The 15,756-nt window shown below is 44.2% G+C and carries 13 protein-coding genes; 1 reads left to right on the top strand and 12 read right to left on the bottom strand.

Annotation, left to right across the window (positions count from 1 at the left end):
* Positions 1-37: 37 nt before the first annotated feature.
* The 7 genes from PRU_RS02690 to PRU_RS02660 all read right to left on the bottom strand — a co-directional run bounded on the left by PRU_RS02690 (position 38) and on the right by PRU_RS02660 (position 8,580).
* Entirely contained in the window at positions 38-2,995 is a 2,958-nt protein-coding gene (locus tag PRU_RS02690; protein ID WP_013063489.1) for a hypothetical protein, read from the bottom strand.
* 2 nt (positions 2,996-2,997) lie between these two features.
* Positions 2,998-3,954 (bottom strand): hypothetical protein, encoded by a 957-nt coding sequence (locus tag PRU_RS02685; protein WP_013065503.1) that lies wholly within the window; start codon positions 3,952-3,954, stop codon positions 2,998-3,000.
* A gap of 32 nt (positions 3,955-3,986) precedes the next feature.
* On the bottom strand, positions 3,987-4,922 hold the full coding sequence (locus PRU_RS02680) for a hypothetical protein (protein ID WP_041385580.1): 936 nt from the start codon (positions 4,920-4,922) through the stop codon (positions 3,987-3,989).
* Positions 4,915-5,334 (bottom strand): hypothetical protein, encoded by a 420-nt coding sequence (locus tag PRU_RS02675; protein WP_041385579.1) that lies wholly within the window; start codon positions 5,332-5,334, stop codon positions 4,915-4,917. The genes PRU_RS02680 and PRU_RS02675 overlap by 8 nt, the downstream gene beginning before the upstream one ends.
* A 14-nt stretch (positions 5,335-5,348) precedes the next feature.
* Positions 5,349-5,567 (bottom strand): helix-turn-helix transcriptional regulator, encoded by a 219-nt coding sequence (locus tag PRU_RS02670; protein ID WP_041385578.1) that lies wholly within the window; start codon positions 5,565-5,567, stop codon positions 5,349-5,351.
* 144 nt (positions 5,568-5,711) lie between these two features.
* Complete coding sequence (locus PRU_RS02665) at positions 5,712-5,894, bottom strand: hypothetical protein (RefSeq protein WP_013064276.1); 183 nt, start codon at positions 5,892-5,894, stop codon at positions 5,712-5,714.
* Positions 5,895-6,018: 124 nt separating this feature from the next.
* The gene (locus tag PRU_RS02660) at positions 6,019-8,580 is read right to left on the bottom strand and encodes an alpha-L-arabinofuranosidase C-terminal domain-containing protein (protein ID WP_080517222.1); all 2,562 of its coding nucleotides are present in this window, start codon (positions 8,578-8,580) and stop codon (positions 6,019-6,021) included.
* A 174-nt stretch (positions 8,581-8,754) separates the two neighbouring features.
* On the opposite strand from PRU_RS02660, the gene PRU_RS02655 reads away from it, so the two are divergent.
* Complete coding sequence (locus PRU_RS02655; RefSeq protein WP_041385577.1) at positions 8,755-11,256, top strand: alpha-L-arabinofuranosidase C-terminal domain-containing protein; 2,502 nt, start codon at positions 8,755-8,757, stop codon at positions 11,254-11,256.
* Between the two features lie 120 nt (positions 11,257-11,376).
* Here PRU_RS02655 and PRU_RS02650 read toward each other — a convergent pair whose 3' ends face one another.
* The 5 genes from PRU_RS02650 to PRU_RS02630 form a co-directional block, all read right to left on the bottom strand.
* The gene (locus PRU_RS02650; protein WP_013064776.1) at positions 11,377-12,864 is read right to left on the bottom strand and encodes a type II toxin-antitoxin system HipA family toxin; all 1,488 of its coding nucleotides are present in this window, start codon (positions 12,862-12,864) and stop codon (positions 11,377-11,379) included.
* Positions 12,854-13,171: a helix-turn-helix domain-containing protein gene (locus PRU_RS02645; protein ID WP_041385576.1), complete on the bottom strand. Its 318-nt coding sequence runs from the start codon at positions 13,169-13,171 to the stop codon at positions 12,854-12,856. The genes PRU_RS02650 and PRU_RS02645 overlap by 11 nt, the downstream gene beginning before the upstream one ends.
* A gap of 517 nt (positions 13,172-13,688) precedes the next feature.
* Positions 13,689-14,597, bottom strand: a complete 909-nt coding sequence (locus PRU_RS02640; protein WP_041385575.1) for a hypothetical protein — start codon at positions 14,595-14,597, stop codon at positions 13,689-13,691.
* A 19-nt stretch (positions 14,598-14,616) separates the two neighbouring features.
* Positions 14,617-14,850 carry a hypothetical protein gene (locus PRU_RS02635; protein WP_013063672.1) on the bottom strand — a complete coding sequence of 78 codons (234 nt, stop codon included), beginning with the start codon at positions 14,848-14,850 and terminating at the stop codon, positions 14,617-14,619.
* Between the two features lie 219 nt (positions 14,851-15,069).
* Positions 15,070-15,747: a hypothetical protein gene (locus PRU_RS02630; RefSeq protein ID WP_013065684.1), complete on the bottom strand. Its 678-nt coding sequence runs from the start codon at positions 15,745-15,747 to the stop codon at positions 15,070-15,072.
* Positions 15,748-15,756: the final 9 nt, after the last annotated feature.

Genomic DNA, 15,756 nt, shown 5'->3' with positions numbered 1-15,756 from the left:
TATTCTTTGTAATAATTGAATATAACCAGCTAATGGTTCACCAAAATGTCGTGATCCAATAGGGTATAAATCTGTCTTGAAATCCTTCAATAGTATCAACAATTTCACTACGTTTTTCCTGAATGTGATTTATCGATGTATCAACTCTGTTTACGGTTTCTTGCCGCAACTTGTCATAGCTCACCATTTTAGAAACTGACATAGCATATGATAGACGTACTAGCATGTCCCCTTCATAAGAAGAATACTTCGACATCACAGAATTGTATTCCCCAATCCAATGGTTGGAAATGTCATTTCGTAAGAATTTAATAAATTGATGTGTTAGATTGCCTGCGATTTTTTCATCAACCAACATCGATGTAAAATTATTAATTGCCACGTATAAGTCGGTAGATGTGTCAATGTGCTTTAATAAATAATTAACTTTATCACTATTCTTAAGAATATTGTGAATCTGGTCCAAATGATAAGATTCGTGAACTGAAGATTCTTCTACCTTAGGTTCAAAGTATAGAGGATTTGAACGTACTCCCACCATCTTTAACAATTCTAGTAAATTCTGGCTCACAGCTTGGCATTTACCAGCATGTTCTATGATATACATCATACATACAAAGCGAGAAAGCGGCTCGTACGTAATTGTGTTCTCGTCGAAAAGTGTCGAAAGCTCATAGTCAAGATTACTGTCATATCTTTCAAGGGGACACAGTAAATTACCTAACGCATTATGATAAAGTTCTATTGCTTTTCTTGATATAGTATCTATTGTACTATTTTCTCCTTCTGTTACGAGCTTAGAATAATGCTCTATAGTTCTTCGATCTTCTTTTCTAGGTGACCAGCTACTTAAGCTAATCGTTTCCATTACCTTGACGATGTCATAACAATTATCCGGATGAGAATCGGATAATGTTCCTTTTGAAGAACCAATAATAATAATTTTTACTACAGAATCTATAAAGTCGCAAGTTTTACCTCCAAATTTGAAATTGAATTCATCATAGGAATCTATACCTATTTTTGACATTTTGGCGGCAGGAGTTAACTCACCATTTGCTGTTTTCAAGACCTCATCCTTAAATTCGCCTATATAATCTTGGTTACCAAGAAAAACGATCCTCATGGTTTCAACGCCACGATGAAGCATATGAGACATGCTGGCAGATACGAATGATTTTACCCTTTTTAGATATTCCTTAATTGCGTTGTCTTCCAACTGGGGTATAAACAATATCTTACAATCGCTTTTCTCCGCAAAAGCAATTGCAGCATTATTCATAGAAACACTTGATAGCAACACATCCAAAGAAGCATCTTTATATTTTAGCCGTGGGTCTCCAATGGGCTGTTCGATCATTTGCCGAATAGAGTCAAAAGAGTATTGAATCATAACCTCGTCGTTTGGCCTTAAATCGCAACGGCTATAATCAAACAAGCGATACGTTTCATCATATTTAAGATTAAGATCCCGTTCCTCAACTGCATTTTCAGTCCATTTTATACAGTCAAGAATAAAATCTTTTGTTTGTTTAAAGCTAACATCATTATCATCCTCATATTGGCTGATAAAATCATATACGATTTCCAACATAGGTATTGCGAAAGCCTTGGTAAAAGACTCTTCGTATCTTCTACTTGCTGTCTTAAATGCTATTTCGCCATCTGCATTAGAACAGGCATTTAATACATAGCTAAAATATTTGTGAAGATTTTTGAGATAATCAACACGAGGATAAAGTCCCTCATCTTGTTTAATCTTTAAATACTTACTTAAATCTTTCTGTAAGCCAACTGCAATTTTTTCAGACTTTACAGTTTCTTCTGACACAAAGAATGCGTCCGCACAACGCATCAATGCATCTCGTACATCTCTCGTGACATTTATTTTACAAGGTTCAAAATTCAATAGCCATGTTCCCATTGATGCCCAAAGATTACTATCAATGCTATTAAAATATTCTGTTTTAAGATATTTAACCGCATCGTTTCCGGTACCATCAATCGGTTCTGAGAAAATTGACTGAGTAATAAAAACTGAGAAATCCAAATTCGAATAGATCTTATAATCTATAGTATCGTGAAGACGTTTTATTTGGCCTGGCCTGCATCGAGATACCCACCATATAAAATTCACATATCCTTTGCATTCCCCATGCATGAACTTCTGTTGTAACAACTGTACTGTTGGGAATGGAATTTGCATTGGCTTAAGTCTTCGATTACCAGCAGCCTCATTATCTGTACTTTCTTCAGTACCTTGCTCTTTAGATATTTCATATGCAGACCCTGGTCCATTGCCAATAATAAGATAAAATGGCTTATTTGAAACAACTTGGTCGAATAATGCCCTAAGAATGCCACCTCCTGAAGAAGTGACAATTTTTTTTAAATCAGTAAACTTGGATTCAAACTCATCAATTAGCAAAAGAGGAACATTCTTTGAGTTTAAAGCCTCCTCTATCACTTCTTTTGTGAATCCTTTGGATAACAAATCTTTAGTCTTCTCATCTATATCTGCATCAATTTGGACTGCTTCAAAATCTTTTAAGTAAGTCTCAAGTACTAAGGGATGCTCTATATCCATAGATGTGAATTCAGGAAACATCACATTGGTCAAATTAGACCAATCTTCATTTTTAAGTTTTTGGATTTGATTATCAATTGTATTCTTGATTATCAGTCCCAAATCTTCATTCTGTATTTGGTCAACACCTTGTTGCTTCGCTACTTCCTTTATTATATCCACCAAATCAGAAAGTAACAAGTGAAAAGTCGGGACTTTTAATACTTCCCATGCATAATGGAACAAGTAATTTAATGTTGCTGTTTTCCCTATACCAAAAGCACCTTGTAACATAATGGGTTGACTATATCCATTGCTACAACATGTGTTTTCAATAACATGCTCAAGAGAGGTTCTGATTCTCTTGTGCTCGTTACTTAAATCAACCCATTCGGTCGACTTTATTTGTGAAATATAAGTTTCTGCCATTGCTATCTAATTCTTATTGAGATTGTTTTATTATCGGATAATATAATTTTATATAGTCCGGATTTAAGACCATCAAAGACTATTCTTTCATCATTTGACGTGCCATTTATTGTTTTCTTGTCAGAAGAGATTAGTTGTATTTCCACTTTTGGTATTATTGTTAATACAAATTTTTGAGATTTTTTTCTAACCTCTATTCTGATTGGCATTTCTTCGCTCTCGAAATCTATACAGTCATTTTCAGATAATACTCTACCATGTTTTGCTGCTGTTGCATATTCTTCATTGTCACGAAGATTTATAAACACGGGAGTCATATTGTTTACCCGAGGCATATGTTTTGTTTTGACCGCATTAGAATAACACAAATCAACCGTGAAAGAAAATGCTTTCGCTCTGTCTGACTCATTTGTATATGCAATAATTGAGTGATTTAAAAATCTAGCCCTTGAAATCTCTAATTCACGGAATTTTCGTTGATCAATATTTAATGAGTCGTTTTGCTCGGTCATATCTGCATAATAATGACCACAAAATTTGTCCAACAAATCCAACAATATTGGCTGTTCGTTCCAGGTTTCTATCATAAATGGGAATCCTAAAATAGATAGATCATCGCAAACTTGGTCGGAATCTGCAGCCATTTCGACAAAAGGTGTAATAGGGCACACTCTAATAAACCCATTGTCGTCATCTAAATATTCTGGGTCAGTAGTTGATAGTACCAACATCGGTACTTGATTAATTTGAAGGGTTCCTTCATAATCAAGATATTCTTTTTTTATCGACCATATTTGATTCTGCTTTACCGATGGTAATAAATGCAAAGTAGGCTTATTGTAAGGATGCTGAGAAAAGGATTCATTAATTTCAGCCAATCTGTGACTATCGTTTGTGAATGCTTCATTCTCGTTGTCTTGCAAGAATGGGTCTTCTAAGAATTGGTTTATAATATTCATATTTTCTAATCTGCTACATTGATATAATACCACTAATTTGCAATTTCGTCCAAGGAGAGAGCAAGTTTTTTTAAAAACATTTCTCCATCGGACTCATTCTCTGGCATATAAGTAGAAAAAATTCTATGCTTAAATTCTTCTATTTTTTTATGTGCGGTACTTTTGGGTAATCCGTATTTAGAAGATATCTCGGCCAATGATTTTTTACCACCATCCTCAAAAATGTATTCCAAATACATCTTTGCCTCAATCTTGGAGACATTTGTTAGAATCGATGATACATAAGGAATGTATTTGTCTTCATTGTCTATATCATCAAAATCCTCTGTTGCCGTAATTTGTTCTTTTATCAAAGAACTTTGATCCAACAACCCATATATGGTTTTTACAAGTAAAACAGCAGAAACCATCCCATTAATATCTGACAAAACATCATGTACAGCCATCCTTATTATTGGCTTGTAATGTTTTGTTGTCGGTTTTATAACATAAGCTGGAAGATATTTTACAGCATTCGATAAATCGGATATTTGAATTCCCATAGATTCTTGATTAACTATTACATATTTTTGCCCAGACACTTCCGCTATGGTATAATCTTCTGAACATATTTCAAAAACAAGCTCCTGACATTTCTGGAAGCTTATTCCTATTTTTTGCTGTTCTTCTTTAATTCTATTAGACACAAATGAAACTAGCATCTGAGTAAAATAGAATGAAAGATATTCGTAAGGTATTTTTTCAACATATGCTAATTTGTTTTTCGCTATAATCCACTCGAAGAACTGGTGTGCCAACTCTTTAATATCGTCGCTGTTCCAATTCATATCTGACGATGAGGAAACGATAATGTTTTTTGGCCAATTAAAATGTCTGGCCATGCTACCGATGGTGCTGATAATGCTATTATAGCCTTGCATCGTCAAATGCCCGGAAAGCAATTCTAATATATATTCTTCCTTAAACATTGATTCCTAAACTAAATTTGATTTGCAATTTTAAATCCTCTATTTGCTCGCCACTAAGAGTTTCTATACCATTCCAACCTCTTTGAAGATTGTTTAGGTCTTTAGAATTATACGTCATCCTCAATTTTATAAGAAAATGAGAATATGGACATTCGGGGTCGCTTGGGTCTAATTTAACCCTGTATACACTGGTACCTTTATTATAATCTTTTGAAGTACCTGGGATTAACCAGCATTTTCTATTCTCATCATAAACTCGCCCAATAACTGACGGATGAATGTCATCCTTATCTTTGTTATGGGCAAAAGAATTGTTCCAAATCCCATTTGGAGCGACCCAAATTGAACCGATTTCTGGAGAATAAATATCTCGCAATATATTTTTCCAGTTGGAATTCTTAAAATCTATCATCTTATATCAATCTTTTAAAATGAAACAGATTCAATAAACTTCTTATTGAACAATTCTTCTATACCAACACCCAAAAGCCTTGAAATTCTTGCAAGGGTTTCAATATCAGGTTGGGAAGAATTGGTACACCACTTGGAAACAGTAGATGGACTCACTCCAAGTTCCTCAGAAAGCCATTTACTGGTTTTCTTCTGTTCCACTAACACTAATTTCAGGCGATTTACGTCTTGCATACATTTCAAATTTTTAGTTTGGGTGTAAAGTTAGTGAAAAATCTTCAATCAGAATCATATTTGCTTATTTTTTAGAGTTTATTAAGGCAGTAAAGCAAAAGATGCGGCTTAACACCGCATCTTTCAAACAATGGCATAATCAATTCACCTCCCAAGTCCTTTCTTTTTAGTTCCGTCCCAGTTGGTCAACTCATCAGCATTACCGTTACTGCCACCAACCGACTGACCGCCCATCGAGACGTTCAACTCTGAAGCCTGTTGACCAATACGAAGTACTGCAATGTCCCACATATATTGAGAGATAGAACCAACTGTTTCCTCAGCCATCTCTACAATGCCCTTGGAGGCAGTCTTATGGTCAGCCTCACTTTCAGGGTTGAGACCATTGAGCTGGCATTGAGCTATAATGCCTTGCCCGATGACTCGCGCATTCTCAAGCGAAGAGGATGTTTCAAAATGTCGTGGCTTCCTGTCCCACTATTTTCCGACGATATAGCGGCCCTTTTCCTGAAATTAAGGTGCTGGCAGTTTCGTTGTTGGCAGTTGAAATGCCCTTAGAGAACAGATAGTCATCTGTTTTTATTGTGACGATGTTCAGCGAATATGGGGGCACGGTTAGCATCACGTGGTCATCAGCTGTCGAGAGTTGTTGCTCTACGGGATGAATGGTTGTGGGCTGCTGGAGCGTATTCTCCTCCATACCGTCGTTGGCAGCCAACCTCACTACTCGGGCTTCGCTTGGCGCAAAGTTCTTCAGACTAATACGAGCTGTGGTGGCAGCATCATCGTTGTTCACCACTTTTACAATAATCTCGCCAGTGGCGTCGTTGATGGTGGCCGATGAGTAGATACCCTTGGTGTGGTCGCGCTTGAGCACAGTATCAAACAGCTGCTCATTGTCGAGCCATACCTTCACACTGTCGCCTGCCACCTGCAGGGTAACATCATACCAGCGTCCTGCCTCAATGCGCCCACGCTTACTGTCGGTCAGCAGTTTGCCGCCATTGCTAATCTGCTCGATGGCATGCTGCGAGTTGGTCCATCCGCCAAGGTTCACCCAACAGTAGTTCTTGTCATCCACATAGTTAAAGATGACGATAAAGCCCTCGGCCCCTTCGTCTTTGCGACAGCGGAACTTACAGGTATAGTGATCGCCGTCTATGACATCCTTCTGAATGCAGCGCGTGGCATCCTTATGTCCAGTCTGGTGCAGCATGCCACCCTCTATCTGCCAGTCGCCATACATGCAGTCCACCTCTTTATCACATTGGAAAGTGGCGCGTGTGTTCCATGTACCATACCCCACTCTACTCTGCTTTGGCGTAATCTGTTTCACCACCTTATCTTTATAAGGATTAGTTAGCTGCACTTTCAGCACCTGCGTGCCCAGATGCTGTGGCATGAGCTGTTGCACGTAGTAGCTCGGAGTGCCCATCGCACGACTGCTGCTGAAGCGTATCATATCCGGGCGCCAACGGGCATCATTCTCGTTGACGAAGATAGGGGCATAAGATGCCAGTTCCACCACGTCGGCATTGTTCTCCATACCCATCATATAGATGGCCTCGCCCAGTGCAGCATTCATATTGCCCAGCGTGCCGTAGCCATTGGTCACGGCATATTCACCCACATACACCTTAGGTCCTTGGCGGTCGTAGCTGTCGTATTTGTGGAAAGCATCAGCAAACCAGTCGGGCGAGCGGTAATAATGCTCGTCCAACAAATCCACGGGCAGACTGCTGCCCCATTTCGGATTATCATCGCCCCAAGCCACCACATTGCCTATGATTTTCATATCGGGATATTTGGCCTTGATGGCATTGTAAAACTGTTCGTAACGCTCGTAATAGTGATCGCTCTGCTGCCGCGGATCGGGCTGGTTGTTCTCATTACCCACCTCAAGATATTCTATTCCGAAGGGTTCTGGATGACCGTTTTTGGCACGCATGGCTCCATACTTGGAACTGACGGGACCGTTGGCATACTCCAGCGCATTCAAGCACTCGTCTATCCATGGTTGGATACTATCGTAAGGTGTTTGTCCGCCGTGCCATATCCCCACGTTCACCACGTAGAGCGGTTTGGCCACCAGATCCTCAGCCAACTGCAGATACTCATGATACCCCAGTCCATCGGTGGTACGGTAGCCCCAGTTCACATTCCAGTGGCCTTCACGCTCTTCGACAGGACCGATGGTGCGCTGCCAGCGGAAGGCATTGTCGGGACTCTCCTGCCCCTCCACGAAACAACCACCAGGGAATCGCATAAACTTAGGATGCAACTGCCACAGCATGTTGGCCAAATCAGGACGCATACCGTTCTCACGATTGCGGAATGTGGGTGGGAAGAGGCTCACCATATCCAGCTGCACCTGTCCTACACCATCGAACACAAGCGCGAACTGCGCCTGGGCATCATTGTCAAGAGCGGTCAGCGTGGCCTCGTATTTTGTCCACCCCCGCTTTTTAGCAGCGGCGAATACAGCCACCTGCTGCTGAGCGTACACCTGTTTTCCGTCGGCCGAGCGCAGTTCTGCCTTCACGGTGCCCCTATAGGCTGGCGCCTTGGCCCAGAACGACAGGCGATAGGTGCGTCCCTGCACGGCGTTAATCCCCCAGTAGCCCTCGTTAATCAGACTTACAGGCGCAGCTGGTGATGCCTTGACATCCAACTGCAGGGCATGGTGCTGGGCACTATTGAGCAGAGGCGTTTTCTTCGAGTCTTGAATGAGACGGGCGGCCAACACAGAAGGCTCTGCAGCCACGGTAGCCCACCCCTGCATGTCGGCAGGAGCACCAAAGCGCGGTCCATCCTCAAACGAGCGGTTTCTGATCAGTTCGGCATAGATGCCTCCATCAGCGGCATGGTTGATATCCTCATAAAAGATGCCATAAAGCATGGGGCTCACCTTAGGGCCTCGCTGCTGTGCATCGATATCAATGGTTATCTGAGCCTGTGCAGTGGCAGCCATAGCAGCCCAGCAGCCCATAAAGAGCGATTTTTTACAGTTCATAATAGTTTCAAAATAGTAACGTTTTAAAAAGATAGTAATAATCATATCGGGTGCAAATATACAAAAGTTTTTGAAGATATTTCCTTCCCAAGCAACTTTTTCTGAATTTCACTTGCATTTTTACGCTATAATTCATTACCTTTGCATCCTCAAAGAATTAATGACACAATAATAATGAAGAAATCAAGATTTTACCTCTTAGGCATTTTCGCCACAGCGTCTATCAGCGTTTGCGCTCAGACCACCAAGCGCGTGTTTGTCTATAGCCCAGGTGAGCACGCCGGCTTGCATGTAGCACAATTCACCCCCAACGGTTGGCAGGAGATGGGTCAGCTATGCTCGTCCGACTATGGCACATGGGGAGCCGAGAAGCGCATGTACCACCCCTCAGTGGCCCGCGCTGCCGATGGCACCTGGCGCCTGGTGTTTCAGGTCAACGACAGTTCACCACTCTTTGCCGCAGCCTATAGCCGCAACTTGGTAACCTGGCGCCCACAAGACTATCCTGTGATGTCAACGCAACAGTGCCTCAAGCCGGTAGTCTTTGCCAATGACAATGGCACCTTCGACATCTATTATCAGACGAAGACCGGTGACAAGCGCTGGGTATCTGCATCGGGCAACTTCCGTCAATTCAGCAAAGACCAGAAGAGCCTGATCGATCAGGCTGCCTGGACGCGCGACACCGCCACCATAGCAGGCAAGTTGCACGAGGGCAACACCTTCGACATCACAGCGCAGGAGCTCAGCACCATCACTAGTCACTTCCAACAGTTGCAGACCGACGCACGTCTCAGCAGTGAGCGCATGCACGACGATACCAAGAATCCCCTGCTGCCCCATCAGCCTGTGACAGCCACACTTCACGTGAGCAACAGCGAGAAGACCATCAGCGACAAACTGATAGGTATCTTCTTCGAAGACATCAGCTATGCTGCCGATGGCGGTCTGTATGCCGAACTGATTCAGAACCGCGACTTCGAATACAACGCAAAAGATCGTCGCGAGTGGAACGCCACCACCGCCTGGCACTCAGCCAGTCCTATCGATATTTCCACCCAGCACCCACTCAGCAGCAACAATCCCCACTATGCTGTGATTGTTGCCGACACACTGTGGAACGAGGGTTGGGATGGCATCGCCGTAGAGGCCGGCCATAAGTACAACTTCTCGATGTATGTTCTGGCCGACGGTCAGAAGCAGAACTTCACGATTCAGCTAATAGGCACCGATGGCACCATACTTGCCAGCAGCAAACTCAAAACCCAGGGCACCGATTGGCAACAGTACACCTGCGTGCTCAGCACCAAGAAGAGCTGCACCAAGGCCCGTCTGGCCATCATTCCGCAGAAGTCCGTCCGTGTGGGACTCGATATGATTTCGCTCTTTCCACAAGAAACATTTATGAACCGTCCTAACGGTCTGCGTCGCGACTTAGCTCAGGTCATCGCCGACCTAAAGCCCAAGTTCGTCCGTTTCCCAGGCGGTTGCATGAGCCATGGTCAGGGCCTCGACAATATCTACCATTGGAACCACACCGTAGGTCCACTTCAGGACCGCAAACCCGACTTCAATATCTGGGGCTATCATCAGACACGCGGACTGGGATTCTTCGAGTATTTCCAGTTCTGCGAGGACATCGGTGCCGAGCCACTCCCAGTGCTTGCAGCAGGCGTTCCATGCCAGAACTCAGCCGCCAACGCCCAGGGTATAGGCGGTCAGCAGTGCGGCATCCCTATGGATCAGATGCCAGCTTACATCCAGGAGCTGCTCGACCTGATTGAGTGGGCCAATGGCGATCCCGCCACCTCCAAGTGGGCCAAGCTTCGCGCTGATGCCGGTCACCCCGCCCCATTCAACCTTAAATATATAGGTATAGGCAACGAGGACATCATCGGCACCGTGTTCGAAGAGCGCTACGAGATGATCTGCAAGGCCATCCGTCAGAAATATCCCGAGATTAAGATTTGTGGCACCGTAGGACCTTTCCACGCCCCAAGTGCCGATTACGTCGAAGGATGGGACTTCACCAAGCGCCATCCCGAGCTGCAGTATATGGTTGATGAGCACTACTACGAGTCAACCGGTTGGTTCATGCACCATCGCAACTATTACGACGGTTACGATCGCACCATGCCTAAGGTTTATCTTGGCGAATATGCAGCCTCAACCAATGTCAAGCGTCCCAATATCGAGACCGCACTGGCCGAAGCCCTCTATCTCACCGATGTTGAGCGCAATGGCGACGTGGTAGAGATGACCAGCTACGCCCCGATGCTGGCCAAGGATAAGCACCACAACTGGGATCCCGACATGATCTACTTCTCTAACACCGAAGTCCGCCCCACCCATGCCTACCATGTTCAGCGCATGTTCTCGGTATATGGTGGCGACAAGTACGTGAGCACCGACATCCAGATTGCCCCCGAACTTAAACATCGCGTAGGCGTCAGTCTGGTTCGCCACAGTGCCACCGGCCGTCGCTATCTCAAGTTGGTAAACGCCCTGCCCGTAGAGCTCACCATCAAAGCCAACGGCCTCACTATCCCAGCCGACAGCAAGACCGAGGAGTTCAGCGGTCAGCCCACCGACCAGACGCTTGAGATGAAGCAAGGAGTAGCAGGCCCCAACGTCCTCACGCTACCCCCTTACACTTTCCGTGTGATAGAGTTATAAAAACAAGTTTATATAAAAGTTAGGCAATAATTCAGTCAAGAGGCTCATGGCTCTTCTCAACTTTGCAAGAAAAATCGTCTTGCAACAAAAAAGTCCCAAATTGGGACTTTCTAGACTACATTATGTATTATTTATTTCATCGCGGAAATACTTTAGTGCAAGTTTTTCCTTTGATACAAGTCCAAAAGAATATGCCATATACTCCTCTTGCGAAAGTCTCTTCTCACGAAGTCTGACTCCGTTTTTGCTGGCGTGTATAGTATATTTCTCCTTGTTCTTCCGAATTACAACACTGTCGAAAATGCCAGACTGTTCTGAATCATCGTCAACCCTCTGCTCCCCATCTTTCTCAGACTTGACATCTAAGTTCTGACAGAGTTTCTTCTGGATAACCTCTGCATAGACCTCGCTCACTCCGTTTTTCAGGGCAAACTCCTTAAATCTCATCAAGACGTCAGATATTTCCCTGATGACGGATTCGGCAGCCCGTATGTCGTTTGCCTTTCCGAAATTCAGGAGATCATCTTTCGTAATATCTTTGTCCTTACCACACACAGATAATTCATGGCGGTTGGCAAAGCCCATACCTGTCAGATCGTATGTAAAGCATAAGTCGTATGCTGGGGATATATGCCAATCTCCATTCTTTTTCATAACAAACGAGAAGTTCTTATTATGGTCGTCAAGGTTATCACCAAGGAAGTTGAACACTGTCTGTCGGTACAGCTTTACAAGTTCGTCATAAGGTACTGCTAATTTCCTTGCCACGCTGAAAAGATCTTCATAAGAATCAGCTTCCGGCGCCAATGCTGCCAATGTCTGAGTATAGACTTTAGTTCCATCCACCCTATCGAAACGCTCTGTCAAGAAATTAGGAATTCCATTAATATCCATGAGCGACGATGGCATCATAGGGATGCCAGCCGCAACAGCCATGTCATAATAAGTCTTCTCAAGCAGCGTGGTAGGGAACTGCTTGCGCTCATTAAACTTCAGAATATAGTATTTGTATTCATCGGAAAGAAGCCCCTGTCCAGACTTAATTTCACCTGTTTTCTGATTGATTGCAATGATTGCTTTCGGACGTTTGCCACCCGCAGAGGTTCCCACACTAAAAAGGTTCTGGAGGTGTATCAGCGGATCTTCCCCTTCAGGGAACTTACTTTCCTCCATTATTATACTGGCCAACTTATATAGTTCAGGCAGCAGGATATCCGTGGTTTTCTCCCACTTTTCCATATACGGTTCAAACTCCAAGGCTCCCATAGAACGTTTTCCCATAAGCGACAGAGCATCAACTGGAGTAAGGCGTACCTTTCCCCCATAGTGGTCTGCCCAATGTTTCATCACCCTCTCGCCCCAATTATCCGGCAGAGAGTCTGCGAGAAACTCTGGCAGTCCTTTGTACAAGTCTTTCTTGTTTCCGAGATACACTTCACCCTGAGCTAATAGCGGATTATGAATGGATGCCGTCAAAGGTGCTATGTCAAGGCCCTTTGCAACAAAATCACTCGAAAAGGAAAAACATGACTGTTTCCTCTTTTCATCCCAATATATCTCGCCTATGGTCTGCCCCCAAAGACTAACCTTTACAATATTATTTTCCATGCCTTATCCTCTTTGGAGTTTTCTCTTGATATTGTCTTAGTACCGATGGAGGAACAGGAAGCTCCGGAAGGATATTCCCGACACACTCCAACTGCTGTAAAGCCCTCAGAATAGCAAGGAAGGACTGCATGTTTATATTTGCAGTCTTAGCATTCTCAAACTTCTTTAGTGTCAACACCGATATACCAGCCTTTGCAGCTAACTCTTCCTGAGTCAACTGCGCCTTCATTCTGTATTCACGCACTCTTTTTCCAAGTCCAGCGATAATTGATGAATTTGATTGTGCGTATATATCATCTTTAAACATATTGCAAAGTTAATAATAATATACTTAAAAGCCAAATTTTGAAAATAAAATATATTATAATTAACCTTATTTATACATTTACAGGCCGGTTGGTGTGCACTTAAGCACTCTTGATGCTAATACTGGTGCAAAGATAACACAAGTGTGCATCAAAACTCGATGCACCCCCTAGAATTTAATATCTTTTAGATATTTTGTTGCATAAAAAACGCCAAAAAGCTTGCAACCGCCTTTCTAATGTATTACCTTTGCACCCTGTAAAAAAAAGGAATACCCTCGGGCAAGCGAGCCTGAGGGTATTTCTTTTATTTTTTACATTATGATTACTTTATCGGTTGTCCTCGGTGGCACCGTCGTGCGATATGCCAGTGCCCTGCGTACTGCCGTCGCTCATCAGCACTTGGTCGGGCATACGCTCGGCACCCACGGTGGCGTTTCCCTGTGCACTCCCCGATGGCGGCTATCGTCAGCCAGAGGGCGATTATGAATCTCATTTTCTGCATATTATTACTCGTTTTTAGTCGTTGCTTTCACTCATCCTGTCTAACTCGGCCATCAGGTCGATGTCAGCCTGTGTAATGGGGTGGAATGCCGAGAACATATTCTCGTATTCCCACATGCCCAACACGAGGTTGTCGTCTTCTATCCTCCACCAGTAGAGTGTCGACTTCGAGTCGTCGTCAGGGCTGTAGAGCTCTATTGTCGGCTCGTCGTACTCTCCTTCGGCCACTTTGATTTGTCTGAAATCCCAGGTCGTTTCGGTGCGGGTACACTTATTCTCATAGACCGAGTAACGGATGGTCTTCAGCTTGCTGTTTCCGGTGAACTCGTTCATCACGTAGGTGTAGAGGCCGTTGAACTCGTTGACGCCGAACCACTTGCCAATATAGTCGTCGGCCTCTATGGATCTGTCGTAAATGGCATAGAGTTTCTTTTCAGTCTTCGAGGGGCGGTGAAGTGTCATCGACAGCTTCTCCCCGGGGTTCTCCTCGTCGTCAAATGTCAGTACGAGCTTGTCACCGTCAAAGCTGTATACCGCTTTGGCGGGGGTGAGGGAGATGTTTTTCATGCTGATGGTATGGGTCGCATTGTCGACGGAATAGATGCCGTGGCGGCGAAAACGCTCCCATTGACTGACAGACTCGGTCTTGTTACCGGCATAGACGCGTTGTATGATAACGCCGTTCTCGTTGAAGGAGATCAGCATGTCGGTGACATCATTCTCGTGGGCATCCTCGTCGATGTCTCCTTGGTTCACACTGGTACACCATTCGCCAAGGAGCGTCTCAGGCGTGGTTAGTACGGGTGCGACGGGGCTGTCGTCGTTAGAGCACGAGGTCATGGTGGTCACTGTGAGGCCGCAGATGACCATGGCGAGTACCGGTGGTCGGATGGCGGCGTGCATCCACATAAAGTTCTTTTTCATTGTAAGTGTAATTTTGGGGTTAATAATTTCTTTTGACAAAAAAGTCCTTCGGCCCCGTGGTGTAGAGGTTGCCGAAGTTGGTGTAGTTATAGATACCCACATGCGAGCCAAGGGTGTGCTGGGCGCAGTAGAGGTAGAGGTCGCGATAGGTGCCGTTGGGATATTCGGTGGCGTGGCCGCTCCAGAAGAAGAGCACGTTCTGCCCCACATCGGCCACCTTCAGCACGCCCGATGAGCGCAATGCACTATACACTTGCGCTGCACTCTTATGAAGAGCCTCAGAAAGGCTGCCTACGCAGAATGTAATGAGATAGCAAATCTATTTGGAATAAATTGCTTAAGATTTATATTTTTACACACAGCGGGGGAGCAGAAGTCGCTCTCGGTGAAATCCCCGAGACCGTTAGTGGGCTCGGGGATTTTATTTATTGTGTCACAGAGGTGACTGACCACTTTGTGCCATTGCTTTTATTTATAAATTACAAAAAAAACAGTCTTTACAAAGTTCCTCACAGTAAGAAATATCACCACCAAATATATATTCAAAGAATCTACAGGCATAACAATCAACAATAGCTAAATCTGTATCCCTGGCATTTCCTCCAAAGTCCACATGCTGCTGTTTGCAATAACCCGATGGATCTACAAGCAGACCGCCAGTAGGGCTCTTGGAACACCAGTCGGCGATTTCTTCTGCAGTCTGCGCCGTGACAGGCGCTGCTTCTGGGTCGTTGCCCGAGAAATCCATGATGGTATTCCCGTTTGCAAGGGTTGCCTTGCAAGCCACACCTGTTGTAACCTTCAGCTGGTAAGTGCCGGAGGCGACATTTGTTTTCGGAGTGATCTTGACCCAGATTCCCTGGGCAAATGGCGACGTGTTATTCAACTTCTGTGACTTTTTCCACTGTGTCGAAGAAAGTGCCTCCTTCTTCTTGGCGCCCGTCTGGTCCACATAGTTCACTTCTACATTGGCCACTTTAAGCACATCGTCGGATATCTGTACAGCGTACATAATCTCTTTCTCGACAGTCGCATCGGCCTTGTCGTTTTTGTCGTCATCACTCGAGCAGGCGCTCAGCGTTGTCACTGTAAGGCCGCAAATAAGGATGGCGGCCAAGCCTGTCAACATCCATAAAATGTTCTTTTTCATTTAATAATA

Origin of the sequence: Xylanibacter ruminicola 23 (assembly GCF_000025925.1) — a bacterium.
Taxonomy (GTDB): domain Bacteria; phylum Bacteroidota; class Bacteroidia; order Bacteroidales; family Bacteroidaceae; genus Prevotella; species Prevotella ruminicola.
Note: the sequence above shows the minus strand (reverse complement) of the source record. Positions and strands in the feature narration are given on the sequence as shown.